The sequence below is a fragment of the Arthrobacter sp. ASL1 genome (assembly GCF_056680475.1).
This window is the reverse complement of record NZ_CM155284.1, coordinates 3,271,322-3,296,761: the sequence shown is the minus strand read 5'-3', so window position 1 is coordinate 3,296,761 and position 25,440 is coordinate 3,271,322. Positions and strand designations below refer to the sequence as shown.

At 69.5% G+C, this 25,440-nt stretch carries 22 protein-coding genes and 1 tRNA gene; 8 read left to right on the top strand and 15 right to left on the bottom strand.

Going from position 1 to position 25,440, the window contains the following annotated elements; all coding sequences use genetic code 11:
• Positions 1–14: 14 nt before the first annotated feature.
• From AC1MEQ_RS15670 to AC1MEQ_RS15645, 6 genes are all read right to left on the bottom strand, one after another.
• Positions 15–86, bottom strand: a tRNA-Gln gene (locus AC1MEQ_RS15670).
• A gap of 49 nt (positions 87–135) precedes the next feature.
• A complete protein-coding gene (locus tag AC1MEQ_RS15665) occupies positions 136–1,956 on the bottom strand; it encodes an ABC-F family ATP-binding cassette domain-containing protein (RefSeq protein WP_479791991.1) in 1,821 nt (606 codons plus the stop codon).
• A 39-nt stretch (positions 1,957–1,995) separates the two neighbouring features.
• On the bottom strand, positions 1,996–2,916 hold the full coding sequence (locus AC1MEQ_RS15660; protein ID WP_479791989.1) for a 4-(cytidine 5'-diphospho)-2-C-methyl-D-erythritol kinase: 921 nt from the start codon (positions 2,914–2,916) through the stop codon (positions 1,996–1,998).
• Positions 2,913–3,746 carry a 16S rRNA (adenine(1518)-N(6)/adenine(1519)-N(6))-dimethyltransferase RsmA gene (rsmA, locus tag AC1MEQ_RS15655; RefSeq protein WP_479796154.1) on the bottom strand — a complete coding sequence of 278 codons (834 nt, stop codon included), beginning with the start codon at positions 3,744–3,746 and terminating at the stop codon, positions 2,913–2,915. The genes AC1MEQ_RS15660 and rsmA overlap by 4 nt, the downstream gene beginning before the upstream one ends.
• Positions 3,747–3,991: 245 nt before the next feature.
• Entirely contained in the window at positions 3,992–5,182 is a 1,191-nt protein-coding gene (locus AC1MEQ_RS15650; RefSeq protein WP_479791987.1) for a transglycosylase family protein, read from the bottom strand.
• A gap of 371 nt (positions 5,183–5,553) precedes the next feature.
• Entirely contained in the window at positions 5,554–6,585 is a 1,032-nt protein-coding gene (locus AC1MEQ_RS15645) for a TatD family hydrolase (protein WP_479791986.1), read from the bottom strand.
• A 168-nt stretch (positions 6,586–6,753) separates the two neighbouring features.
• On the opposite strand from AC1MEQ_RS15645, the gene AC1MEQ_RS15640 reads away from it, so the two are divergent.
• From AC1MEQ_RS15640 to AC1MEQ_RS15630, 3 genes are read left to right on the top strand one after another with little or no spacing between them, the layout of a single operon-like run.
• Complete coding sequence (locus AC1MEQ_RS15640) at positions 6,754–7,734, top strand: AAA family ATPase (RefSeq protein WP_479791984.1); 981 nt, start codon at positions 6,754–6,756, stop codon at positions 7,732–7,734.
• 12 nt (positions 7,735–7,746) lie between these two features.
• On the top strand, positions 7,747–9,168 hold the full coding sequence (locus AC1MEQ_RS15635) for a DUF58 domain-containing protein (RefSeq protein ID WP_479791982.1): 1,422 nt from the start codon (positions 7,747–7,749) through the stop codon (positions 9,166–9,168).
• On the top strand, positions 9,165–11,603 hold the full coding sequence (locus AC1MEQ_RS15630) for a transglutaminase TgpA family protein (RefSeq protein ID WP_479791979.1): 2,439 nt from the start codon (positions 9,165–9,167) through the stop codon (positions 11,601–11,603). The genes AC1MEQ_RS15635 and AC1MEQ_RS15630 overlap by 4 nt, the downstream gene beginning before the upstream one ends.
• A gap of 79 nt (positions 11,604–11,682) precedes the next feature.
• Here AC1MEQ_RS15630 and AC1MEQ_RS15625 read toward each other — a convergent pair whose 3' ends face one another.
• The 4 genes from AC1MEQ_RS15625 to rsmI form a co-directional block, all read right to left on the bottom strand.
• Positions 11,683–13,164: an NAD-dependent succinate-semialdehyde dehydrogenase gene (locus AC1MEQ_RS15625; protein ID WP_479791977.1), complete on the bottom strand. Its 1,482-nt coding sequence runs from the start codon at positions 13,162–13,164 to the stop codon at positions 11,683–11,685.
• Positions 13,165–13,495: 331 nt separating this feature from the next.
• Positions 13,496–14,119: an RES family NAD+ phosphorylase gene (locus tag AC1MEQ_RS15620; RefSeq protein WP_479791976.1), complete on the bottom strand. Its 624-nt coding sequence runs from the start codon at positions 14,117–14,119 to the stop codon at positions 13,496–13,498.
• Complete coding sequence (locus tag AC1MEQ_RS15615; protein WP_479791975.1) at positions 14,116–14,871, bottom strand: hypothetical protein; 756 nt, start codon at positions 14,869–14,871, stop codon at positions 14,116–14,118. Before AC1MEQ_RS15615 ends, AC1MEQ_RS15620 begins: the two co-directional genes overlap by 4 nt.
• A 114-nt stretch (positions 14,872–14,985) precedes the next feature.
• Positions 14,986–15,879 (bottom strand): 16S rRNA (cytidine(1402)-2'-O)-methyltransferase, encoded by an 894-nt coding sequence (gene rsmI, locus AC1MEQ_RS15610; RefSeq protein WP_479791974.1) that lies wholly within the window; start codon positions 15,877–15,879, stop codon positions 14,986–14,988.
• Between the two features lie 40 nt (positions 15,880–15,919).
• Between rsmI and AC1MEQ_RS15605 the strand changes: the two genes are divergently transcribed.
• Complete coding sequence (locus AC1MEQ_RS15605) at positions 15,920–17,533, top strand: dolichyl-phosphate-mannose--protein mannosyltransferase (RefSeq protein WP_479791973.1); 1,614 nt, start codon at positions 15,920–15,922, stop codon at positions 17,531–17,533.
• A gap of 123 nt (positions 17,534–17,656) precedes the next feature.
• On the opposite strand, the gene AC1MEQ_RS15600 is transcribed toward AC1MEQ_RS15605, so the two are convergent.
• Both AC1MEQ_RS15600 and AC1MEQ_RS15595 read right to left on the bottom strand, forming a co-directional pair.
• A complete protein-coding gene (locus AC1MEQ_RS15600; RefSeq protein ID WP_479791971.1) occupies positions 17,657–19,186 on the bottom strand; it encodes a TIGR01906 family membrane protein in 1,530 nt (509 codons plus the stop codon).
• A gap of 33 nt (positions 19,187–19,219) precedes the next feature.
• A complete protein-coding gene (locus tag AC1MEQ_RS15595; RefSeq protein WP_479791969.1) occupies positions 19,220–20,212 on the bottom strand; it encodes a stage II sporulation protein M in 993 nt (330 codons plus the stop codon).
• A 108-nt stretch (positions 20,213–20,320) separates the two neighbouring features.
• Here AC1MEQ_RS15595 and AC1MEQ_RS15590 point away from each other — a divergent pair, with 108 nt between their 5' ends.
• The 3 genes from AC1MEQ_RS15590 to AC1MEQ_RS15580 all read left to right on the top strand — a co-directional run bounded on the left by AC1MEQ_RS15590 (position 20,321) and on the right by AC1MEQ_RS15580 (position 22,639).
• Complete coding sequence (locus AC1MEQ_RS15590) at positions 20,321–21,118, top strand: RDD family protein (protein ID WP_479791967.1); 798 nt, start codon at positions 20,321–20,323, stop codon at positions 21,116–21,118.
• 195 nt (positions 21,119–21,313) lie between these two features.
• The gene (locus AC1MEQ_RS15585; protein WP_479791965.1) at positions 21,314–22,357 is read left to right on the top strand and encodes a fatty acid desaturase family protein; all 1,044 of its coding nucleotides are present in this window, start codon (positions 21,314–21,316) and stop codon (positions 22,355–22,357) included.
• 60 nt (positions 22,358–22,417) lie between these two features.
• Positions 22,418–22,639, top strand: coding sequence for a ferredoxin (locus AC1MEQ_RS15580; RefSeq protein WP_479791963.1), 222 nt, complete (start codon positions 22,418–22,420; stop codon positions 22,637–22,639).
• A gap of 37 nt (positions 22,640–22,676) precedes the next feature.
• On the opposite strand, the gene ahcY is transcribed toward AC1MEQ_RS15580, so the two are convergent.
• The 3 genes from ahcY to AC1MEQ_RS15565 are packed head-to-tail and all read right to left on the bottom strand — an operon-like array spanning position 22,677 to position 24,801.
• Complete coding sequence (ahcY, locus tag AC1MEQ_RS15575) at positions 22,677–24,164, bottom strand: adenosylhomocysteinase (RefSeq protein ID WP_479791961.1); 1,488 nt, start codon at positions 24,162–24,164, stop codon at positions 22,677–22,679.
• The gene (locus AC1MEQ_RS15570) at positions 24,161–24,367 is read right to left on the bottom strand and encodes a hypothetical protein (RefSeq protein ID WP_479791960.1); all 207 of its coding nucleotides are present in this window, start codon (positions 24,365–24,367) and stop codon (positions 24,161–24,163) included. Before AC1MEQ_RS15570 ends, ahcY begins: the two co-directional genes overlap by 4 nt.
• Positions 24,368–24,384: 17 nt before the next feature.
• A complete protein-coding gene (locus AC1MEQ_RS15565; RefSeq protein WP_479791958.1) occupies positions 24,385–24,801 on the bottom strand; it encodes a DUF3499 domain-containing protein in 417 nt (138 codons plus the stop codon).
• Positions 24,802–24,910: 109 nt separating this feature from the next.
• Between AC1MEQ_RS15565 and AC1MEQ_RS15560 the strand changes: the two genes are divergently transcribed.
• Complete coding sequence (locus tag AC1MEQ_RS15560) at positions 24,911–25,435, top strand: metallopeptidase family protein (RefSeq protein WP_479791956.1); 525 nt, start codon at positions 24,911–24,913, stop codon at positions 25,433–25,435.
• Positions 25,436–25,440: the final 5 nt, after the last annotated feature.

Here is a 25,440-nt window from a genome sequence, read left to right as displayed (position 1 = left end):
GTGCTTGGAGGTTGTTCCGCCCATAGGATTCGAACCTATACTCCACAGCTCCAAAGGCTGGGGTGCTGCCATTACACCAGGGCGGATCGTGCTCCCGGGGAACACGGTTATCTATTCTGCCATAAACAACGGCGTCTACTGCCCTGCGTTCTCGGCTGCCTCCAGCCAGGATTCCTCGAGCGCTTCGTGCTCGGCCTGCATGCGCTTGAGTTCGGCGTTCAAGGTGCCCAACCCGTCGAAGTCGCCGACCTCGGAGGCAGCCGCCATCTTGGCGTGCAACTTGTCCTCCTGGGCTGCCAGCTTGGCGAGTTGGCGTTCGATCTTGTTCAGCTCCTTTCGCGCCTCGCGCTTCTCGGCTTCACTTGGGCCGGAGTCCGACGCGGACAAGCCAGTCCCCGCCGAGTCAGGGGCAGCAGGGCCGGTGGTGGCGCCCGACGTGCCGGCGCAGGCCTCCTCACGCAGCTGCAGGTATTGTTCGACGCCGCCGGGCAGGTCGCGCAGCTTGGCGTCACCGAGCAACGCCACCTGGTGGTCGGTCACCCGCTCGAGCAGGTAACGGTCATGGCTCACCACCACAAGGGTGCCCGGCCAGGAGTCCAGCAGGTCCTCGACCGCGGCCAGTGTGTCGGTGTCCAGGTCGTTGGTGGGCTCATCGAGCATCAGCACGTTGGGTTCGCCGACGAGCAGTCGCAGCAGCTGCAGGCGACGGCGTTCGCCACCGGAGAGATCGCGGACCGGGGTCCACTGCTTCTCCTGGGTGAATCCGAGTTGTTCGATCAGCTGGCCGGCGGAGACCTCCTTGCCTCCGATCTGGAAGACGTTCTTCTCGTCCTGGATGACCTCGATGACCCGGCGGTCGGCCAGCTCATCGAGTTCGGTGACCTCCTGGGTCAGCACGGCGGTCTGGACGGTCTTACCGCGCTTGATGCGCCCCTCGGTGGGCTCGACCTGGCCGTCGAGCAGGCGCAGCAGGGTGGATTTGCCCGCCCCGTTGACCCCGACGATGCCCAGCCGTTCCCCCGGGGCCAGGCGCAGGGTGACGTTTTTGAACAAGGGGGCGGCGCCGTCGTAGGCGAGCGAGACGTGCTCCAGGTCCAACACGTCCTTGCCCAGCCGGGCCGTGGCCATCTTCGACAGTGCCACGGTGTCGCGGGGCTGCGGGACGTCGGCGATGAGGTCGTTGGCGGCCTCGATCCTGAACTTCGGCTTCGCCGTGCGGGCGGGAGCGCCGCGGCGCAGCCAGGCGAGTTCCTTCTTGACCAGCTGCTGGCGTTTGTTCTCCACCACGGCGGCCGAGCGATCGCGTTCGGCGCGGGCCAGGACGTAGGCGGCATAGCCTCCGTCGAAGGGCTCGACGATGCCGTCGTGGACCTCCCAGGTGCGCGTGCTGATCTCGTCGAGGAACCAGCGGTCGTGCGTGATCACGAGCAGTGCGCCGTCGTTCGAGCGCCAGCGGCGCTTGAGGTGGCGGGCCAGCCAGGCGACGCCCTCGACGTCGAGGTGGTTGGTGGGCTCGTCGAGCATGACGACATCGTCGTCGCCGATGAGCAGCTTAGCCAGCGCCACGCGTCGGCGTTGTCCGCCGGAGAGGCTGGAGACGGTGGCATGCCAATCGACCTCGCCGACGAGTCCGCCCATGACATCACGGATCTTGGGGTTGGCGGCCCACTCATGGTCGGCGGCGTCCCCGACGATGGCCTGGCCGACCTCGAGGTCCCCGTCCAGGACGTCCTGCTGGTCCAGGTAGCCGACGGTGGCGTCCTTGCGCTTGGTCACCCGGCCGGAGTCGGGGCTCTGGCGCTGGCCCAGCAGGCGCATGAGCGTGGACTTGCCGTCGCCGTTGCGTCCGACCATGCCGATGCGGTCACCCTCCTCCAGGCCGAGGGTGACCCCGTCCAGGATGGTGCGGGTGGCGAAGGCGACGGAGACATTCTCCGCGCCGAGCAGGTGTGCCAAAGTTGTGTCCTTAGTGGGTGGGGTTTGTGTGCGGCGGGCTCAAATGATGCGGGCCCCGGGGACGGGGCCGTGGACGATGCGGGTGTCGATGCCCGCCTCGTCGATGAGCTGGGTGGCCAGCTGCCCGGCGTGACCGGGGCCCTCGGCCAACAGGGCCACGGTGGGTCCGGATCCGGAGACGAGCGCCGTCAACGCCCCGGCGCTGCGGCCCATGTCCAGCACGGCCTGCAGTTCGGGCGCGAGGTGGACGGCAGCGGCCGTGAGGTCGTTGGCGAGCAAGCCGGAGAGCATGACCAGGTCGTGGTCCACCAGTGCGTGGAGCAGGTCGGGGTCCACGTCGTGCGGAACCTCGATCTCCTGTCCCTCCCGGAGCAGGTCCAGCTGCTGGTAGACGGCTGGGGTGGAGAGCCCATAGCTGGCCAGGGCAAGGACCCAGTCGGTCCGGCTGCGCAGCAGCAGCGGGGAGAGCTGGTCGCCGACCCCGAGTCCGACGGCGGCGCCCCCGGACAGTGCGAAGGGCACATCGGCGCCGAGCCGGGCGCCCAGGCGCCCGAGTTCCTCACGTGTCAACCCGGTGCCCCAGAGGCTGTTGCACGCCACGAGTGCGGCGGCGGCGTCGGCCGAGCCGCCGCCCATGCCCCCGGCAATGGGGACCCGTTTGGTGATCTCCAGGTGCACGCCCCCGGAGTGGCCAGTGTGTTCGGCCAGCAGCCGGGCCGCGCGGACCACGAGGTTGTCCTCCCCCAACGGGAACGCCTCGGGGTCCTCGACCGCGGTGGAGGCATCGCTGAGGCCCACGGTGATGTCATCGTCCCCGCGGGTGGTGGCCGCGACGTCCTCGAAGAGGGAGACGGCGAGGTAGAGGCTGGCGACCGGGTGGTAGCCGTCGGGGCGCGGCGGGCCGACCCGGAAGGAGACGTTGATCTTCCCGGGTGCCCGGGCGATGACGGGCTGGTTCATCCCTGGACCCCGGAACCGTCGGCTAGGGCGCGACGCGCTTCGGCGATGCGGGCGAAGTCGGCGATGACCAGTCGTTCCCCGCGGGCCTGCGGATCGACCCCGGCCGCGCGCAGGGCTCGTTCGGCGGCGTCCGCGCCACCGGCCCAGCCGGCCAGTGCGGCGCGCAGGGTCTTGCGGCGTTGGGCGAAGGCGGCGTCGATGGCGGAGAAGACTTCGGTGCGGCTGGCGGTGGTGACCGGCGGATCGTGGCGCTCGAAGCCGACGAGGCCGGAGTGGATCTTGGGCGCGGGCCAGAAGACGTTCATGCCGATGACCCCGGCCTTGCGCATGCCGGCGTACCAGGCGGACTTGAGACTGGGGATGCCGTAGGTCTTGTTGCCGGGACCGGCGCAGAGCCGGTCGGCGACCTCGTCCTGGACCATGACCAGGCCGTGGCGCAGGGTCGGGAAGTGCTCGAACAGGTGCAATACGACGGGGACGGCGACGTTGTAGGGCAGGTTGGCGACCAGTGCCGTCGGGGCGTGCGGCAGGTCGGTGACCCGCATCGCGTCGGCGGTCACGACGTCGAGGTTCGCCGCCTTGTCGGGACGGAACTCCGCGATCGTCTGCGGCAGCCGGGCTGCGAGCTTGGGATCGATTTCCACGGCGACCACCCGGGCGGCGGCGTCGAGCAGGCCCAGGGTCAACGATCCCAGGCCGGGGCCGACCTCCAGCACGGTTTCGTCGGAGCCCAGCCGCGCAGCGGCGACGATCCGGCGGATCGTGTTCCCATCGATCACGAAGTTCTGCCCCAGCGTCTTGGTGGGCCGGACGTCCAGTTCCGCGGCCAGGCGCCGGATTTCGGTCGCGCCGAGCAGGCGGGTTCCCGCGGCGTCCCGTGCCGGGGGCGCGTCGGGGACCTGCCCGGTGGCGGGCTGCGGGGTCTGGGAGTCGTCAGTCACGGGTCCAATCCTAGTTGAGGTCGAACGGCCGGCCGTTACCCGCCGGCCACCGGGACCGCAGACGGCGAGGGGTCCCGCTCAGGTGAAGCGGAACCCCTCGTCGGCGACCGGACCGGGTCCGGATCGTTGCGGCCCTAGCGCAGTCCGAGTTTGGACGAGCAGGCGGGCCAGTGGCCCCAGCCGCCGCTGGCACGCAGCTTCTCGGCCACGGCGACCTGCTCGGCCGGGCTGGCCTGGTTCGGCAGGGAGGCGTATTTGCCCCCGCCGGCGCCGAGCCAGCTGCTCTGGCTGAACTGCAGGCCACCGTAGTAGCCATTGCCGGTGTTGATGGCCCAGTTGCCGCCGGACTCGCACTTGGCCAGGGCCTTCCAGGTCGCGGAGACGCCACCGGCCGAGGCGGTGGTCCCGCCACCGGTGGAGGCCTCGGCCTTCGCCGGCTCGGCCTTCGTCGGCTCCTCCTCTTTCGGCTCTTCCTTCTTCTCGGGCTTCTTGGTGCCCACGGCGACCTCGGCATCGACCGGTTGGGTCGTGGTCGTCTCGCCGACCAGCTTGCGGGAGACCTCGTGGCCGTCGTGGGTGGTGACCTTGTAGGTCAGGGTGCGTTCGCCGTCCTGGCCCTTCGTGACGGTCTTGGTCTTGCCCAGTTCCAGATCGTTGTTCGTGGACTTCTCGACGCCGTGGTCGATAGCCTCGGTGACGGTCTTCGTGCTCGTCTTGACCCGGACGATGACGACCTCGTGCCCGTCCTTCACCTCGGTGTCCAGTGAGACGGAGAGCTCGTCGTCGGAGCCGACCTTGACCCCGGCTGCGGCCAGCGCGTCGCCGACGGTGCGTTCGGTGGTGCTCAGCTTGCGGGTCTTGCCGTCGGCGGTGAGTTCCAGGGTCTTCTCCGTGGAGATCTCCAGGGGGCTGCTCAGCGACGCCAGCTCGAGCTGGGGGCCGGTGGAGACATCCGCCGAGGAGCCGACATCGAGCTGGTCCAGCACGTCTGCCACGGTGAGGCCGGTGGTGTGCACGACGCGGTCGATGCCGTCGATCGAGACATCCACCGACTTGTTGCGGTTGACCGTGATGGCGGAGCCATCGTCCACGGCGGCATCGAGTGATGGGGAGACCTGGTCGTCGGCGGCCACGTCGATGTTGGCGGAGGCGAGCATCTCGGCGACGGTGTTGCCGTAGGCCTGGACGCTCTGCGTCTGGCCATCGACGGTGACGGCGACAGTCTTGTTGGCCCCGACAAAGGAGACGAGGCCGAGGATCAACGCGGTCAAGGCAACCGCCTGGGCGCCGGTCTTGACCCAGCGGTTCTTGAAGGCTTTCTGCACGGATTTCCAGTCTTAGTGGTGCTCCGGGCACGGGGGAGATAGCAGGGATCGGTGGGCCCCTCCGAATCACACGGAGGGCCGGGTCCAAGCTTTCTTGCAGCGGTTCGCGCGCAGGCAGGAGCCGATTGGGCGTACGAACGGAACGTCCAAGCGAACGAAAACTGCCTGTGGTCGAGCCCCGAAGACCTTCCCCGATCCCGGCTACTCAGGAACTACCGTAACCGATTCGTTATTTTGTGACAAGCTTCAACCTTGTATTCGTGGGAGACGCCCGTAAAGTTCCGGTCCTAACCGGTGTCGTTTCGTGATGAAAACCACATCCTGGTGACCGTGTCGTGACCCGCGCGGGCGGCCCGGCAGGCTAGCGCCGGCTACTGCCGGAAGCTGCCGTAGGCCGCCGTCGTGTTCGCCGCGATGCGCGAGCACAGACCGTCAACGTCGCCGCCCAGCGTCCCGGCCATGGAGCGGACCGTGTACGGGATGAGGTAGCTGGCGTTCGGGCGACCCCGATAGGGGTGCGGGGTCAGGAAGGGGGCGTCGGTCTCCACCAGAACCAGCGACGGATCGGCGACGGCCAACGCCTCGCGCAACCCGTGGGAGTTCTTGAACGTCACCGTCCCGGAAAAGGACATGTACCACCCGTTCGCGTTGCAGATCCGCGCCAGGTCGGCATCGCCGGAGAAGCAGTGGAAGACGACGGTGTCCGGTCGCGGGCCGTCGCCGAGGATCCGCACGATGTCGGCGTGCGCGTCGCGGTCATGGATCTGCACTGCCTTGCCGTGGGCGACAGCCATCCGCAGGTGCGCCCGGAATGAGTCCTGTTGCGCGGGCCGGCCCTCCTCACCGGTGCGGAAGTAGTCCAGCCCGGTCTCCCCCACGGCCCGTACACGCGGGTGCGATGCCAGCGCGTCGAGGTCGGCGAGCGCGGCATCCAGCTCGCCGCGGGCTGCCAGCCTGGCGGCGTCGTTGGGGTGGATGGCCACCGCGGCCAGCACACGCGGGTCGGTCTCGGCCGCCGTGACGGCGAACCGGGAGGACTCGACGTCGCAGCCGACCTGGATGATGCCGGAGACCCCGACGGCATTGGCGGTGTCCAGCGCCTGCGCCACCGTGATGTTGACATCGCCGTCGCGGAAATCCAGGTGGGTGTGGTTGTCGACCACGGGGACGGCCAGCGCTTCGGGGGCCGGCGGGTAGGTGGTGTCGCGCTTGCCGCCGTGTGCCGCCGTGGCCGCGCGCCGCGGGGTGCCGTCGGGAGCCGCACCGGCGGCGGCATCGGCATCGGCGGGCGCATCGTCGGCACGGTAGGCCGGCGGGGTGACCCCGGCCGTCACGGCCGTCACGGCCCCCGGGTCCTGCACCGGTCCGGCGGCCGGTTCGTTTGCGTCGGGCGAGGGGCACATGGGGGTTCTCCTGGGAAGGGGAATCGGCGTCGTGCCTAGGTTACCGCCGCGGGAGCCTCCCGCTGCCGCCGGCGCCTCGATTGCGGCCCCCATGGTGTCCCACGTCACCCCATTGATGGGTAGGCTGGGCAGCAGTAACCCGCCGGAGCGAACGAGGGAGCACCCGCAGTGTCGACAGCCACGGAACTCGCGTTGCCCTCGGCCGAGGAATTCGGCGCGGTCACCACCCGGATCCTGGACGCCATGGCCACCGTGATCGATGGGAAGGCCGACGTCGCGAGGACGGCGTTGCGGGTATTGCTGGCCCAGGGCCACCTGTTGCTGGAAGACGTGCCGGGGGTGGGCAAGACGCTGTTGGCCAAGACCCTGGCCCGCTGCGTGGACGCCAGCGTCAACCGCATCCAGTTCACCCCCGATCTGCTGCCCTCCGACGTCACGGGCGTCTCGATCTACAACCAGGACAGCCATGGGTTCGAGTTCCGCCGCGGTCCGGTGTTCGCGAACCTGGTGATCGGCGACGAGATCAACCGGGCCTCGGCCAAGACGCAGTCGGCATTGCTGGAGTGCATGGAGGAACACCAGGTCACCGTCGACGGGGCCACCCACGTGTTGTCCGAACCGTTCATGGTCATCGCCACGCAGAACCCGATCGAGCTCGAGGGCACCTTCCCGCTGCCCGAGGCCCAACGCGACCGGTTCATGGCGCGGGTCTCGATGGGCTACCCCGACACCACCGCCGAACTGGCCATGCTGCAGACCCACCAGTCCACCTCCCCGCTGGACCGGGTGCGGCCCGTTGTCGACACGGACACGCTGCTGCGGCTCATCGGCTCCGTGCAGGCGGTGCATGTTTCCGCCGCGGTGAAGGAGTACATCGTGGCGCTGGGCCAGGGGACCCGCACCCACCCGGACGTCCGGCTCGGCGCCAGTCCCCGTGCCCTGCTGCAGCTCTTGCGCGCCTCCAAGGCCGAGGCCGCGTTGAACGGGCGCGACTTCGTGCTCCCGGACGACGTGGTGGCCAACTGTCCCTCGGTGCTGGCCCATCGCCTGGTCCTGCAGCGCCGGGCCGAGGTCGCCGGGACCACCGTCCAGGACCTCGTCGAGACGCTGCTGGCCCAGGTGCCGGTCCGCGCCCCTGCGCAGCGCTAGCGGGGGCGGACCATGGACGGGGGGCAGGGAACAGGGCACGACGACGGTCCCCCGCCGCCGCTGCGGGAACGCCTGCGGATGGCCTTCCTGACCCCGCGCGGATGGGCGCTGTTCGTCGGTGGGGTGGCGACCCTGCTGCTGGCCTGGTTCCTGGGCCGGCGCGAACTGGTGAACATCTCCATCTTCCTGCTGGCCGCCCCGCTGCTCGCGGCGGCGGCGGTCGGGTTGGGGCGCACCCGGCTGCACGTGCGGCGCAGCTTCACCCCCGACGCGGTGGTTGCCGGGTCCCCCACCGAGGTCGTGCTGGCCCTGCACCATGGCTCCCCGCTCCCGGCCGGGACCGTGTTGGACGAGCAGTTGCCCACCGATTTCGGCAGCACCCCGTCCTTCGCCTCGGACGATCCCGCGGATCCGGACCGCCCCACGGGCTCCCGGGCACCGGACGGCTCCGCGACGCAGTACCGGTACCGGCTGCGACCCACGCATCGTGGCGTGTATGCGGTGGGGCCGCTGCGCGCCCGGCTGACGGACCCCTTCGGTCTGGCCGTGCGCCCCATCGCCGTGGACCGGGCCTCGCCGCTGACCGTGGTCCCCCCGGTGGTCCACCTGCCGGCCACCGGGGTGCTGGGCAGCACCGGCACCCGCGGCACGGCCACCGCACACCACCAGGCCACCCCCGAGAACGACGATGTGATGACCCGCGAGTACCGCGACGGCGACTCGCTGCGCCGTGTGCATTGGCCCGCCACCGCCCGGCACCAGACGCTGATGGTCCGGCAGGAGGAGTTCCAGCGGACCCCGCGGGCCACCTTCGTCGTCGACACCCGGCCCGGCCCCTTCCAGGGCAGCTACCTCGGCTTCGACGCCCCGGCGGAAATCCCGAATTTCCTGGGGGCCGCCGGGGCCACCACCGGCTGCTTCGACTGGATCATCACCGCCGTGGTGTCCATGGGGGCCCATCTGGCCGGGCAGGGGTACGAACTCGACGTCCTCGACGAGACCGGTGGGCCGCTGGCCACCACCGGTTCGGGTTCCCCGGGCGTCTCGGCGGGCCGGTTTTCCGGCCCCGATGCCGCCGTGGACCTGCAACTGAGGATGGCCCCGGTGGGCCTGAAACCGGCCACGGCGCACGATGACCCCGCCGGCGATGCCGCCCCTGCCGCCGGATTCGGCACCGGAAGCGGCCCGCTGCTGCTCTTCACCGGGGCACTGGATGCGGACCAGGCAACGGCCTGGGTGGACCGCATCGGCACGCACCGCGGCGTTGCGGCATTCGTGGTGGCCAGCCGGCCCGCCGCGGCGTTGGCGGCCACCCGGGTCTTCCGTTCCTCCGGCTGGACGGCCCTGCCGACGGACCCCGCCACGCCCCTGGCCGAGACCTGGCTGGAGCTGGCCGCCCAGGAACGCCGTACCGGGCCCCGGGTCCGGTCATGAGCACCGCCACCGACACCGCGACATCCGTCGGGCGACCGCCTGCGCCCCCCTCCCGGCAGCGCCGTCGGCGCCGGCCCCGCGGCAGCGAATGGCTGCTGTTCGCTGCCCTGCTGTTCGCCGTCATGGCCCCGGTCAGCGGTTTGTGGGACGTCATCGATGGCCGGCGCTGGTTCGAGAACGCGACGGTCACCGTGGCCGGAATGCTGGCCGCCGGAACGATCGTGCGCGTCCTGGGCCGCTCCTACGCGCTGGTGCTCGCCGCATCCGCCGCCGGACTGGTGGTGATGCTGACGCTGCAGTTCCTGCCGACGACGGCACTGCTCGGGGTGGTCCCCACCGCCGAGACCCTGCGCCGGGCGCTGGCCTTCTATTCGCAGGCGCAGGACGCGATCCTTTCGCAGGCCCAGCCGGTCCTGGCCGAGGATCCGATCGTCTTCTTCACGTGCCTGGCGGCCGGCCTCACCGGGCTGATGGTGCAGATCGTGGTGCTCGGGTTGCGGGCGCCGGCACTGGCCGCGATCCCGTTGTCGGTCTTCCTCATCACCTCCTCGGTGGTCAAGACGGACGGGGCGGGGCTGCTGCACGTGTCCCTGACGGCGATGGGATTCCTGCTGGTGCTCGCCGCGGCCCGGGTGGCCTTTCGCTCCACCGCGCCCGCTGCGGCCGTGCGCACCGGGGTCGCGCGCCAGGCCGCGGCCATCGCGACCGGGTCGCTGGTGTTGATGCTCCTGGTCCCGCTGGCGGTGCCCGGTTTCACCCAGGGCCTGATGCCCCAAGGGCAGCGGCTCTACCTGTTCGGCAAACCCAGCGGCGTCAACCCGGTGTTGAACCTGGGCGTGAACCTGCGCGACCGGCTGGGGCTGACGACCGTCACCTACTACACCGACTCCCCGGAACCGCTGTACCTGCGCACCGCCGTCATCTCCGATCTGGGCGCCCAGCGCTGGGAGCCGAGTGATGTCACCGTCTCCCGCGATACCAGCACCGCCGCCCTGGACCCGCCGCCCGGGGAGATCCTCCCGCTGTCCGGCACACCGGATGACACGACGACGGTGCACACCCGGGTGGTCACCGGGAACTATCTGAGCCCCTGGCTGCCGATGCCCCGGGCCGCTGCCTCGGTGACCGGGCTGGCCGAGGCCTGGGGCTACAACCGCGAGACCCAGACGATGTTCTCCGCCACCCGTTCATCGAGCCTGGACCTGGACTACACGGTCACCTCCGAGGTCCCGGTCATCGACGCGGCTGCCCTGGAGGCCAGCTCGGCCATCCTGGCCGCCGACCCGCGGGCCGGGGCGCTGCACCTCTCCCCCGTCTATTCGGATACCCCAGCGGACCTGCCGGCCATCATCACCGACACCGCCCGGCGGATCTCACGCGAGGCCGGCGCGACCACCGCCTACGAGGAGGCGGTGGCCCTGCAGGCCGAACTGCGCAGCACCGACTACACCTATTCGGAGCAGACGCCGCTGGAACAGGGCTACGACGGCAACGGCATCGGCGTCGTCGAGGCGTTCCTGCAGAAGAAGAGCGGATATTGCACCCATTTCTCCTCGGCGATGGCCCTGATGGCCCGCTCGCTGGGCATTCCCAGCCGCATTGTCGTCGGCTATGCGCCGGGGCGGACGAACGGCTCCTCGGCGCTGGGCAGCGACGGCAAGCAGTGGGCCGGATACGAACTCAGCGCACGCAGCGCCCATGCCTGGCCCGAACTGTTCTTCCCCGGCCTCGGCTGGGTGCCCTTCGAGCCCACCCCCGGCAGGGGGACGACCCCCTCCTACGCCAGCGACAGCCCCGCCGGAGGCCCGGCGGCGACGCCGACCACCAACGACGAGCCGAGCCGCGCCGCACGCCCCGACGCCGCCACGCCCAGCGAGCCGGCGTCGACGCCGGCCGCTGCCGGATCGCAGGGCACCGGGAACGACGGCGGTGCCGGCCCGGGGGCGCAGGTGGCCATCGTGCTGGTGCTGGTGCTGGCCGGGCTGTTCGGTCCGCTGGGGCTGCGGCGGTGGGCCAAGGCCCGCCGGCTGCGGCGCATCCACCATCCCGATGACTGGCACGATGGCCCCCGGGCCGCCTGGGGCGAACTGCTGGCGCTGGGACGGGACTACGGGCTGGCACAACAGCCCAGCGAAACCGATGCGGGCTACGCCGCCCGGCTGGCCGGGCACCTGCCCGATGTCTCCCCGGCGTTGGACCGGGTGCGCGTTGCCTTCGAGCGGGCGACCTATTCGCGCGACACCGGTCCGCAACGCCAACTCGTCCCCCGTGGACCGGCGACGGGCATCCACCGGCAGCATGCCACGCGCGAGCTTCCGGTCGACGAGGCGCTCGTGGCCGCCCTGGGGGAGATCGAACAGGCGTTTTCCGATGCGGCGACGCCGGGCCGGCAGTTTCTCGCGCGGGCCTGGCCCGCCTCGCTGTTCCGCGGCTGACGAACCGGCCCCGCAGACAACGAGGGCCGGGGCAACCGCCCCGGCCTTCCGCCGTCGTACCTTGTGGTGCGCTGTGGTGCTACACCGCGTACGGGTCGGCGATCCCGATGTACTGCGCGCTGGTGTATTCGGCGAGCCCCTCGGAGCCGCCCTCGCGGCCCATGCCGGACTGCTTGACACCGCCGAACGGCGCCGCGGCGTTGGAGATCACCCCGGCGTTGAAGCCGACCAGGCCGAAGTCCAGGTGCTCGGCGACGCGGAACATGCGGTTGTAGTCGGCGGTGTAGAGGTACGAGGCGAGGCCGTACTCGGTGGCGTTGGCCAGGGCGATGGCCTCCTCCTCGGTCTCGAACGTGGTCACCGGTGCGACCGGGCCGAAGATCTCGCTGCGCAGGATCTCGGCGTCGTTGGGGACGTTGGCCAGCACCGTGGGCTGGTAGAAGTAGCCGTCGCCCTCGCGCGGGGCACCGCCGGTGACGGCCTCGGCCCCCGCTTCGATCGCGGCGGTGACCAAAGAGTGCACATCGTCGCGGGCACCGCCGTCGATCAGCGGGCCGACCTTCGAGGCGTCCTCGGTGCCGCGGCCCAGGGTCAGCGCGCCCATCGCCTCGGCGAACTTGGCGGTGAACTCGGCGGCGACCGACTTCTCCACCAGGAAGCGGTTGGCGGCGGTGCAGGCCTCGCCCATGTTGCGCATCTTCGCGGCCATGGCACCCTCGACGGCCTTGTCCAGGTCGGCGTCGGCGAAGACCAGGAACGGGGCGTTGCCCCCGAGTTCCATGGAGGTGCGCAGCACGTTGTCGGCGGCGTCCTTGAGCAGCTGCTTGCCCACCGGGGTGGAGCCGGTGAAGGAGACCTTGCGCAGGCGCGGGTCCTGCATGAGCGGTCCCGAGACACCGGAGGCGGACTTGGAGCAGACGACGTTCAGCACGCCGGCGGGCAGCCCGGCCTCCAGCATCGTCGCGGCGAAGAGCTGGCTGGTCAGCGGCGTCAGCTTCGCGGGCTTGAGCACCATCGTGCAACCGGCGGCGACCGCCGGGGAGACCTTGCGGGTGGCCATGGCCAGCGGGAAGTTCCAGGGGGTGATCAGCAGGCAGGGACCGACCGGCTTGCGCTGGACGAGGATCTTGTTCTTGCCCTCGGGGGAGGTGATGTAGCGGCCGTAGTCGCGCACCGTCTCCTCGGAGAACCAGCGCAGGAACTCGGAGCCGTAGGTGACCTCGCCGCGCGATTCGGCCAGCGGCTTGCCCATTTCCAGCGTCATCAGCAGGGCGAAGTCCTCGGCACGGGCCTGGACCAGGTCGAACGCGCGGCGCAGGATCTCGGCGCGTTCGCGCGGTGCGGTGCGGGCCCAAGAGGCCTGCACGGCGTCGGCCGCGTCGAGGGCGGCCATGGCGTCCTCGCTGGTGGCGGAGGCGAGGGTGGCCAGCACCTTGCCGGTGGCCGGGTCGTGGACGTCGAAGGTCCCGCCGTCGGAGGCGTCGCGCCATTCGCCGTTGATCAGCAGGCCGGTGGGCACGGAGGCGAGCAGTTCTGCTTCGCGCTCGGGGGTGATGGTCATCGTTGGTCTCTCCCACGTTTCAGGATGGCGTTCTTTCACCCGTCACGTTAGCGAGGGGGGCGGCAGAGTGTAAATGCAGGGTTGCATCATGACGCGCGGGGTTCGTTGTGCATCCGCCCGGGAGGTCGTACATCCACCCCGCCAGACCCTGTCGCGAGGGCCGGGAAGAACCCGGCGAGCGGCCCGGCGGAATCCTCGAGCACGCGAGGTGCACCCGTGAAGTTCCTGTAGATCCACCCCCCTGATGTTCCTGCGGAAGGACTGTGAGTCGGACAGCTGGCAGCACGCGTCAGGCCCCCAGTTCCGCAGGGGGGCGGTTGGTGTTGTCGACCTAAATCCTGACTTCGACGCCTGAGCGCGTGCCGAAGTCAATGAGCCAGTCCAACCCGTCACCCCCGGCGAACAGTTTGGCGAAGGTGGGATCCTGCTCGAGGTCCAGGGGGCTGACGGCCGTCCCGAAGAAAACGTACGCATCCCCGTCATTGCATTTACGGCTCGTCCATATGCACCCGTCAAATCCTGCTGCGTGAGCGGCGGCTGCCCACGCCACGGTTTTGGGGTACTGCTTTGAGCTCGTATCGGTCAGTTCGTTGGCGGTGACCCCGAGTCTCCACAATCCGGTCCCCTGAAAATTGGCCAGAGACAGATCACGCCCCACAAAGAACCTGACCATGATCTGGTCCCGGTATTCCCGCGGCTGGAGGATTCCACCGTTTCGAAGCTTACGGTGCAGCAGTGTCTCGCAAGCCGCTACATCGGGTGATGAAGCACCGTAGAGGACCGGCACGAACATGCCGTGCGGGCTGGTAAAGAACGCGAATCGTGTCGGTTTGCCGTATCCGGGGTTGAAGTCGTTAGGGTTTCGCCCCAGGACGTTTCCGGTGACCCGGTAGACGGGGGCTCCCGCCGGCAGCGTCCTGGCCTCGGGATCAAACGGATCAGGCGGTCCGGTCACCAAATGGCACCGAAGTCGTCGTCGAGCGCCTCCAGCAGTGCAGCGGCATCGTCCAAGTGCTGCACGGGCAGGTCATCGTCAAACGCCTCATTGGACGCGCACAGCCATTGCACCAGCTCGTCCAGTGGAAGGTCCAGCCTCGCAGCCGACGAGATCAGCGCCGGCATCGACGCACGGATCTTCCCGTTGGCGAGCTGAAACCCGGGGTGCAGGATGGCTCCGCCACGGTGTATGCCGATCAACTTGCCTTGCTTGCGCTGGGCAGCCGCATATTCGGATTGGTTCTTGGCCGTGGACCCGAGTTGCTCGGCCACTTCGCTGGAGGTGAGGAGTCCGTGGTCCAGTTCGATGCGCCGCCAGGCGTTCTCGGTCGATTGGACTGCTCGGGCCAGTTGGGGGCTGAGGGTTTCCCGCGCTGCGGCGGCTGCCGTCTGCGCGGCCTGGATGGAACGCGACGTCGTGAGAACGGCGCTCAGTGTTCGGTCATCAAGTCCCATGGGCAGGATCTCCGCGCCCGGGCTCATGGCGGAAGCGACTTTGCGCACTCCCTCGATGAAGTCGATTTCCAATTCCTTCGTGACGGCGGTACCTGCGTCGACTTTCGGCACGACAATGAAGTGCATTTTGCCTGCCGTCACTTGCGTGCGGGCTGTCTGCGAGAAATCCACCAGCGCAGGTTCCCGGCCCAGCTCCTCGGCATCAGAGCGCAGGCCCGTCCCGCTGTGGGCTGTACTTCGCTTCTTGGTTGGCATGACCGACCTCCCGGTACTTAGGAAACCAGTATACTCTTGCAGCCATCAGGTCCATAGGGTTTTATGGTTTGGTCCGCATCAACTGCCCACGGATCGACGGCGCCAAAGGGGTACTTATCGGCGGGCCTCCAGAACGGCCGCGTAGAGCTCGCGCTTGGGCAGACGCTCTCGCTCGGCGATGGCGGCGACGGCGTCCTTGAGCCGCAGCCCGCCGCGTTCAAGCTCCTGCACGGAGGCGACGTGGTCCACGGCCCGGGCCGGGGCATCCGCGGCGGCGCCGCCGACGACGACGGCGATCTCGCCGCGCACCTGGCCCTCGGCCCATTCGAGCAGTTCGAGCAGGGTGCCCCGGCGGACCTCCTCGTGCAGCTTGGTCAGCTCGCGCGCCACCGCTGCCCGGCGGTCCTGCCCGAAGGCGTCGGCGAGCGCGCGCAGCATCGGGGCCAGGCGGTGCGGGGCCTCGAAGAACACCATGGTGCGCCGTTCCTTCTCCAGCTCGGCCAGCCGGGAGGCCCGCTCCCCCGGTTTACGCGGCAAAAAGCCCTCGAAGGTGAACCTGTCGGTCGGCAGGCCGGAGAGCGCCAGGGCGGTCAGCACCGCGGAGGGGCCGGGGGCTGCCGTGACGACCAGGTCCTCGGCGACGGCGGCCTCCACCAAACGGAACCCGGGGTCGGAGACGGCGGGCATGCCGGCGTCGGAGACCATCAGCAGGGTCTTGCCGGCCCTGACCTCGGCGAGCAGTTCGGCGGTCTTCGCATCCTCGTTGTGCTCGTGGTAGCTCACCACCCGGCCGGGGATCTTCAGGCCCAGCGCCTGGGCGAGGTGGTGGAACCTGCGGGTGTCCTCGGCGGCGACGATGTCGGCGCTGGTCATGAGTTCCACGAGCCGCGGGGTGGCATCCCCGAGGTTGCCGATGGGCGTGGCGGCCAGGACGATCTGCCCCGTCGATCCGCCTGCCGCAGCGGTCTCGGGGGCATCGGGGGCGGGGATTGCGGGATCGTTGTTCACCCCGCCAGCCTACCGTCGCACCCGCCGGTAGAGTTGTGGCGTGAGCGCCCTGACAACCTCCCGTCCCCGCTGGGTCCAGACCCCGCGTTCGGCGTTCACCTACGACGCACTCGTGGCGAGGTTGCAGGTGGTGGCGGCACCGGCGTCGTACCTGTCCTGGCTGATCCCGCTGGTCATCACCGTCATCGCCGGGGCCATGCGCCTGGTCAACCTGGATACGCCGCACGCGCTGACCTTCGACGAGACGTACTACGTCAAGGACGCGTACACGATGATCTCGCACGGGCACCCGATGGAGTGGCCGGACGATCCCAACCAGGCGTTCGTCGACGGGAAACCGGCCCCGCTGGACAGCGCCGAATACGTGGTCCACCCGCCGTTGGGCAAATGGATGATCGCCGTGGGGATGCTGCTCTTCGGCACCGACCGCGGGCTGGGCTGGCGGTTCTCGGCGGCGGTGGTCGGCACGCTGGCGGTCCTGCTGGTCACGCTGATCGCCCAGCGGCTGTTCAACTCCGTCACGCTCGGCGCGGTGGCCGGCGGGCTGAGCGCGGTGGACGGGCACCAGCTGGTGCTCTCGCGGACGGCGTTGCTGGACATCTTCGAGATGTTCTTCATCGTCGCGGCCTTCTACGCTCTGCTGCGCGACCGCACCCACGGGCGGCGACTGCTGGCACGCAAGGTCGCCGCGGCGGTGGATCCTGGCACCGGCATGCCACCGCCGGGCTTCCTGGATCACGGACCGTGGATGGCGTGGCGGCCGTGGCGGCTGGTGTTCGCCCTGGCGCTCGGCGGTGGTCTGGGCGTGAAGTGGTCGATGCTCTCCTTCGTCGCGGTGTTCTGCCTGCTCTCGGTGCTGTGGGACCTGCAGGCGCGGCGCGTGGTCGGCGTCCGCCACTGGTTCAGCGCCGGGATCCTGCGCGACGGCGTCCCGGCCTTCTTCCTCATCATCCCGCTGACGGTGCTCACCTACATCTCGACCTGGTGGGGGTGGTTCGCCACCGCGGGCGCCTACGACAGGGACTGGGCCGCCCAACACCCCGGCGAGGGGGTGGGTTGGTTGCCGGCACCGCTGCGGTCGCTGTGGGAGTACCACCGCAGCGCCTACGAGTTCCACCAGGGGCTCAGCTCGCCGCACTCCTGGGAGTCGGGTCCCTGGACCTGGTTGTTCGCCGGCCGCCCGGTCCTCTTCTACTACGACGGCAGTGAGGCCGGTTCCCCGGGATGCCCGACGGGCTCGTGCGCGACGGTGGTCACCGACCTGCCGAACCCGATCCTGTGGTGGGGGGCGACCCTGGCGCTGCTGGTGGTGCTGCTCTGGTGGGCCGGCCGCCGCGACTGGCGGACCGGGGCCATCCTGGCCGGCATGCTCGCCGGCTTCGGTCCGTGGTTCATGTACTCGCAGCGGACCATGTTCTTCTTCTACACGATCACGTTCGAGCCGTTCATGGTCCTGGCGCTGACGTTCGTGCTCGCCCTGGCCGTCGGCGGGGTGGGCGCCTCCGTGGCGCGGCGGAGGGCCGGGCTGATCGGCGTGACCGCCTTCCTGGCGGTGGTGGTGCTGGTGTCGGCGTTCTTCTGGCCGGTCTGGACGGGTCAGACGATCCCCTATGAGGCGTGGCGGCTGCGCCTGTGGATGCCCAGCTGGGGCTGATCCCCTGATCCGGGCTTCGGGGCGCCGTGCCCCGACGACGCCGGTGCCGCCGCAGACACCGCGGGCCGTGGAACCGGGGGAAATCCCCGGGGCCACGGCCCGCCGTCGCGTTCCGGTCTGGGGTCAGTCCAGGCCCAGGTCGCGGTTCCCCTGGCGCAGCCGTGAGCGTTCGCGTCGTTTGCGAGTCGGCCAGTTCGTGATGAGGAAGACCACTGAGACCAGCAGGACCAGTCCGGCAATGACGATCCCGGCGTCCATCCAGAACTGCGTCGGGTAGAGCCGGATCAGGGTGTCGTTCGCATGGAATGTCCAGTTCCCCTGGGCGAAGAACAGCTCGTGGAAATCGGTGAAGAAGGTCTCGAAGTTCAGCACTGCCAGGATGGTCAACGCGATCATGGCCACCAGGGTGATGACCGCCCCGGCGAAGAATGCCCGGCGGATGCCCCCGGCATAGCGGCGGCCCAGGTACAGGCAGATGATGACCGCCAGGATGGCCATGATGATGCCGGCGGCGTAGGTGATGCCGATGACTGACTTCACGTCGGCCATGTGGGAGACCTCGGTGCCCAGGAACAGCGGGTCGCCCTTCCCGTCGACCAGGTTTCCCAGGTAGGCGGACGGCGCCGAGTTGTTGATGTAGTCGACCCCGTAGTTGCCGTAGGTCAGCCGTTCTGCCGGGCTGAAGCCATACGCATCGACCGGGAAGCCCGGCCGGTGGTATTCCAGCCACAGGAACCATGGACTGGCGACGGCCCGGATGGCGCCGATGACCAGCAGGAACGGGAAGAAGATGGCCAGCAGGGTCTGCACGAAGCGGGCGAACCGGGGCTTGGCCGTCAAGGCGGCATCGCGGGCGTTCTGCCGACGCTGGGCGTCCGGGTCGGAGTCTTCACCGGGTTGCCGCGGTGCCCCGCCGCGGCGTTTGGCCGCCAACACGGCATCGGTGCGCTGCGCGGCATCCGGATCCGCCGGCTCGGCATCTGCGCCTGCGGTGGGCGGAGTGTCCCCGGCGGCCATGGCACCGGCTCCGGCGCCTACCCCGGCGGCGGCGGCGCCGGTGGTGCCACTGCGCTCGTGGTCATGCTCGGCATCAACGGAGGGCTGCACGTCCCCGTCGGCCGCGGCGTCGGCGCCGTGGGTCTCCCGCACGGCGTCGTTGTCCTGGTCCCATGCCGGGAGGGCGCGCGTGTGGTCCGGATCGTTTTCGGTGGTCGCGTGGGCCGTCGTATCGGCGGATGCGTCCCGCCCACTGCCGGCGCCGACGGCTTCGGCGGTGTCCCCGCGGTCCGCCGACCCGACGCTGGCCGAAACCGCTTCACCGTCGTGCGGCCCGGCACCGTCGGCCGCGACGTGCTGTCCGCTGGCCGGTTCCGGCGACCCCCCGGTCGGCTCGGCATCAGGGGCGGAGGAGAATTCGGCTTCCCACGCGTCGCGGTCCATGACGGTCTCCTGGCCGGGGGCGGCCGGGTCGGCAGCGGCTTCACGCGGGTCCCGGACATCGGCGGTCCGTGCGTCCCCGGAGCTGTCCGTCTCGTCGGGATCCGGGCCCTTCAGGAATTCCGGGACCTCCGAATCGGGCGTCGACGGCACCGGCCGTCCGGCCTCCCCTGCCGTTGGATCGTGCCCCTCGGGCACGTCGTTCTTGTTCTCCATGGGTGTGTCCTTCCCTGTTGGCTTTCAAAATCCCTAGGCGGTGGCCGCGGTGGCCCCGGCGTCGTATTTCCCGAGGTCGCCGGTGAACCCCGCCTGCACGGCCCGCCGCCCGAGGACCAGCGTGTATGTCCAATAGCCGGCCAGCACGAGCAGCCCGATGCCCAACCGCATCCAGTGCGGCAGGGCGCTGGGCGTCACGAATCCCTCCACCAGCCCGGAGACGAAGAGCACCAAGACCAGGCCCAGCGCGACCGTCATCAACGAGCGGCCCTCCACGGCCAGCGACTGGATCCGTGTCCGGGCGCCGGGGGCCACCCAGGCCCAGAAGATCCGCAGCCCGGCGGCGCCGGCGATGAAGATCGACGTCAGTTCCATGAAGCCGTGCGGCAGGATGTAGAGGAAGAAGGTGTCCAGCTCGCCCAAGGCCGACATCAAGCCGCCGGCCATGCCCACCGATACCGCGTTCTGGTAGAGGACATAGGGCACGTACAGCCCGGTGATCCCGAACGCGACGCACATGCCGGCGATCAGCGCGTTGTTGGTCCACACCGCGCCGGCGAACGATGCCGCGGGGTTCTCCGAGTAGTAGTCGACGAAGTCGTGCTGCACATATTGCTGCAGGTCCGCGTCCGAGCCCATGGCCTTGAGTACCCCCGGCGTATTCGCCGCCCAGAGCCCCGCGGCCACCCCGATCACGCAGAACACCACACCCAGCACCACCGTCAGCACGCGGATCCGGTAGAACGCGGCCGGCAGCGAATAGACGAAGAACGTGGCGACCTCCTCGGGCAGCGAGGTCCGGGCGCCAGTGAAGCGCGTGCGGGCCCGGGAGATCCTGGCCGAGAGATCCGCGGAGACGATGGCGTCCGGTTCGATCGAGCTGACCATCGACAGGTGGGTCGAGACGCGCTCGTAGAGGCCGAGGAACTCGTCGGATTCCGCGCCGGTCAACCGACGGCGGCCGGAGAGGGCGTCGAGGCGGTCCCACTCCTGCCGATGCACGGCAACAAACGCGTCGAGATCCACCGTCCCAGCCTATCCCGGCGGTGTCGGCTAGATTGGGAGGACGGCCGCGTTGCGCCGGGTCAGCCCGGGAATCGGCCGCCAGCCACCCAGCCGCGTCGGAGGAACACCGTGAGCACGATCATCACCGGCGAGGCCGTGGTGCTGCACCTGCGCCCGGCGAGCTTCGTGCTCCGCGCCGTGGGCTGCATCATCGACTACCTGGCGTACGCGATCGGCCTGGTCGGCTCGCTCATCCTGATCGAACGCCTCCTGGCCGGGTTTGATTCGGCCGCCGCCCGGGCGCTGGTCATCGCCGTCGTCGTGTTGTGGATGGTCGCCGTGCCGGTCGCCGTCGAGACGCTGTCCCGCGGCAAGTCCCTGGGCCGGCTGGTCATGGGGTTGCGGATCGTCAGGGACGACGGCGGCTCCATCCGCTTCCGCCACGCCTTCATCCGGGCGATGCTCGCGCTGCTGGAGATCCTGTCGCTGTTTGGTTCGCTGGCGCTGATCGTCTCGTTCTCGAACGAGCGCGGCAAGCGGTTGGGCGACATGCTGGCGGGCACCTATTCGATGCGCGAACGCCGCGGAAAGGTCACGGCGTTGACGGTCCCGGTCCCGTCGCAGCTGAGGCCCTGGGCCGAACTGGCCGACGTCGGGCGGATCCCCGATGTGCTGGCCGGACGGGCCGCCCGCTACATCCGCCAGGCCCCGTCGATGGCTCCGGCATCCCGGGAGCGCGTCGCGATCGAGCTGGCCAACGAGCTGCGCCCCCTGGTCTCCCCCGCTCCCCCGCCGTGCCCACCCGAGCAGTTCCTGCTCGCCGTGGTGGCCGAGCGGCGTGAGCGGGACTACCGCCGGCTCACCACCACCGCGAAGCGCCAGCAGCAGGTGCGCGAACGCATCCACCGCCTGCCCTACGACTCCTGACCATCCCCGCACGGGGGAACTCCACGTCACCCGCGGCCACCGCGGTCACGCCGGCCACACATTTATCGTGGAACCGAACGTGTTCCAGTGATTGACTGAGCCCATGGAAAATCATGGCCAGTGCGACGGGGGCGATTTCCCACGCTGCACCGAAACACCGTCGAACGGCTACCGGAGCCCGATCGGACCCCTCCCATGAACGGCAAGGGGTATACCCAGTCCTTCCAGCGGTTGAGTGCCGCGGCCAACGACGCCGGGCTGATGAATCGCCGCTACGGGTTCTACTGGTCATTGTTGGCCGGTTGGACCCTGGCCTTGGCGGCGCTACTGGTCGCGGTGGTCGTCATCGGTGATAGCTGGTACCAACTCATCGTGGCCGTCTTGATCGGGGTGGTGATGGCTCAGATCGCCTTCCTCGCCCATGAGTCCACCCACCGCGGTGTGTTTGCCACCCCCGGGTGGAACGAGTGGGCCGGCCGAACGCTTTCGGGCCTAATGGTCGGGATGAGCTACGGCTGGTGGCAGGACAAACACACCACGCACCATGCCAATCCGAACAAGGAAGGTGCTGACCCCGACGTCGCGTCCAGTGTCCTCGCCTTCACCCCCGAGGCCAGCGACCGGCGTACGGGGGTCATGGCCAGGCTCGCGAAGTACCAGGGCGTCTATTTCATACCGCTGCTGTTTTTCGAGGGTTTCTACCTGCATTTCATTTCACTCAAGACGATCTTCTCCACCGGCCACGTTTCCCGGCGCTGGAGCGACATCCTCTTCATCGGTGTCCGCCAAGCCGCCTACCTCACGTTGCTCTTCGTGGTGATGCCACCGGGGATGGCGATCGCGTTCCTCGCAGTCCAGATTACGGTCTTCGGCTTCCTCCTCGCCGCTGCGTTCGCGCCGAACCACATCGGGATGCCCACTGTTCCCCACGACGCCGAGATCGACTTCCTGCGGCGCCAGGTACACATGTCCCGCAATATCCGCGGCGGCCGCTGGGTCCATTTCTTCATGGGTGGATTGGAATACCAGATCGAGCACCATCTGTTCCCGATGGCCCCGCGGCCGAATCTGCCTGCCCTGCGGGTCCTGGTCCGCCAGCACTGCGCCGCAGAAGGCATCCCCTATACCGAAACGACTCCGGGACAAGCCGTGCGCACCATCGTGGCCTACCTCAACCAGGTCGGCTTGAGGAACCGTGATCCGTACACCTGCCCGTTGGTCCGCCAATATCGCGGTTGAACATCGCCCGTTGCCCCCGGCAGTCCACGGCCCGCCGGGAGCGGAGAGGAACCCCACCACATGAAGGTCACCGTCAACCACGCCACGTGCATCGCTTCCGGCAATTGTGGGTACACGGCCCCGAAGGTGTTCAGCAATCCGGAGGCCAACGAAGGATTCGTCGAGCTCACGGACGCCGATCCACCGGAGTCCGAATGGGCGGCCGTCCGCGCTGCCGAGGAGCTCTGCCCGTCGGCGACGATCCGGCTCGAGGACGACGAGGACCCCGGCGCGGCGATGTGAGCCACTCGCACCGGGGTCCCCGTCGCGTGCCTTCCGATCAGTACCGGTAGTGGTCCGCCTTGTACGGGCCGGCCGGATCCAGCCCGAGGTAGTCGGCCTGCCCCTGGCTCAGCTCGGTGAGCTCGATGCCCAGCGCGTCCAGGTGCAGCCGGGCGACCTTCTCGTCGAGGATCTTCGGCAGGACGTAGACCTGCTTGTCGTACGCGGGGCCCGTTCCGGCGTCGTTCTGCTTGCCGTGCTTGGAGAACAGCTCGATCTGGCCGATCGTCTGGTTGGCGAAGGAGTTCGACATGACGAAGCTGGGGTGGCCGGTGGCGTTGCCGAGGTTGAGCAGGCGGCCCTCGGAGAGCACGATGATCGAGTGCGCGTCCGCCGTGTCGGCGCCGAAGACCCATTCGTGGACCTGCGGCTTGATCTCGACCTTGCGGATGCCCGGCACGGCGGCGAGGCCGGCCATGTCGATCTCGTCGTCGAAGTGCCCGACGTTGCCCACGATCGCCTTGTCCTTCATCTGCCCCATGTGGGAGGCCATGATGATGCCCTGCCCGCCTGTGGTGGTGATGAAGAGGTCGCCCTGGCCGATCACGGATTCGAGGCGGGCGACCTGGTAGCCGTCCATGGCGGCCTGCAGGGCGCAGATCGGGTCGATCTCGGTGACGATGACGCGTGCCCCCTGGCCGCGCAGCGCCTCGGCGGCCCCCTTGCCCACGTCGCCGTAGCCGCAGACGACGGCGACCTTGCCGCCGATGAGCACGTCGGTGGCGCGGTTGATGCCGTCGGGCAGGGAGTGGCGGATGCCGTACTTGTTGTCGAACTTGGACTTGGTGACCGAGTCGTTGACGTTGATCGCCGGGAAGAGCAGCGTGCCGGCCTCGGCGAGCTGGTACAGGCGGTGCACCCCGGTGGTCGTCTCCTCGGTGACGCCGCGGATGCCGGCGGCGATGCGGGTGAATTTCCGGGGGTCCTTCGCCAGGGCGTTGCGCAGGGTGTCCAGCACGATCGTGTACTCGTGGCTGTCGGCGTCGGTGGCGTCGGGGACCGCGCCGGCGGCCTCGAAGTCGACCCCGAGGTGCACCAGCATGGTGGCGTCCCCGCCGTCGTCCAGGATCATGTTCGGGCCCAGCTCGGGTTGGGCGTCGGCTCCCGGCCAGGTGAGGATCTGCTCGGCGGTCCACCAGTAATCCTCGAGGGATTCGTTCTTCCACGCGAAGACGGGCACGCCGGCCGGGTTCTCGGGGGTTCCGGATCCGACGACGATGGCCGCCGCGGCCTCGTCCTGGGTGGAGAAGATGTTGCAGGAGGCCCAGCGGACCTCGGCGCCCAGGGCGATGAGCGTCTCGATGAGCACCGCGGTCTGCACCGTCATGTGCAGGGAGCCGGCGATGCGGGCCCCGGCGAGCGGCTGGGAGGCGCCGAACTCCTCGCGCAGGGACATCAGGCCCGGCATCTCGTTTTCGGCCAGGCGGATCTGGTGGCGGCCGGCCTCGTGGAGGGAAATGTCGGCGATCTTGTAGTCGAAGCTCATGCTGTGGGTGTCTCCTGTGCTGTGGCGGGGGCGGCGTCGGCGGGACGCAGCAGGACGGGGATGCCTTCGCTGAGGCTGTAGCGCGGCGTGTTGCCGGCGGCGTCGGGCGCGGTGGCCACGAGTTCGTCGCCATCCTGCTGAAGCGTCGATCCGGTCAGCGGGCAGCGCAGGATCCCGAGCAGTTCAGATGAAATATGGGCCATGCGCCCAGTTTATGGGCTTAGCGGGGCTCGCGCAGAATGCGCAGGGCCCCGCGGCCGCCCTCGGCGTCGGCCGGTGGTTCCATCCGCGTCCGTGCGTTCCGGGCCGACGACGACGGCGCGCTGCCGCTGCCCGGCTCGACGGTGGTTTCGGCGGGGTGCTGGGCGGGACGCCGCGGCTCGGACACGGCATCGGCCAGGGCCGAGAGTTCGTCGGGGGCCAGCCGGGGCGCGTCGGGCAATTCCAGGCGCAGCACCTGCCAGCCGCGCGGCACCGTCAGGCGCTGGGCGTGCTCGTTGCACAAGTCGTAACAATGTGGTTCCGGGTATGTGGCCAACGGCCCCAGCACCGCGGTGGAGTCGGCATAGACATACGTCAGCGTCGCAATGGCCGACTGCCGGCATGCGGAGCGTGAACAAAGTCGAAGGGATCCCACGAGAAAACAGCTTACCCCCCGGGTTGCCGGCGGTGGCCTAAGCAGCCGGGCATGGCGGGAACCGTTTCCCGCCGCTGCCGGCCGGCCGGACTTCGGTAGGCTCTGGGCTATGGCCGAAGGTTTCACCCTGGGGTACGACGGGTCCCCCGACAGTCCCCGGGCCGTTGCCCGGGCAGCAGCGCAGCGGCCGCCCCGCGCCTTCACCCGGCGTCGGCGCAACCGGCACGGCAGGGGTTTGCGGGGGGACGTGATGCCACCGGACCTCCCCGGTTCGCGTACGCGCGCCGAACGATTCGAGGACCTGGTCGCCGAGTCCGCGGAACGTCTCGAGGTGCTCTGGGGCCAGCCCATCGCCGCGATGGAGTTCACCGTGGAGCTGCTGCCGAACGCGAAGTCGCTGGACTTCGCGCAGGCCGCCGGCTCCCCGGTGCCCCTGGGGCGTTCACTGGGTGCGACGCCGCGGCGACCGGCCCGGGTGGTCATCCACCGGCGCCCGGTCGAACAGCTGGCCGGCACCGACCTGCTGCTGCCCGAGCTCGTGCATCTGGCCGTGGTCGAGCAGGTGGCCGACTTGCTGGCGCGCACCCCCGAGGAGATCGACCCCGACTACCGGCCGTGGGACGGGGACCGCTGAGTCCA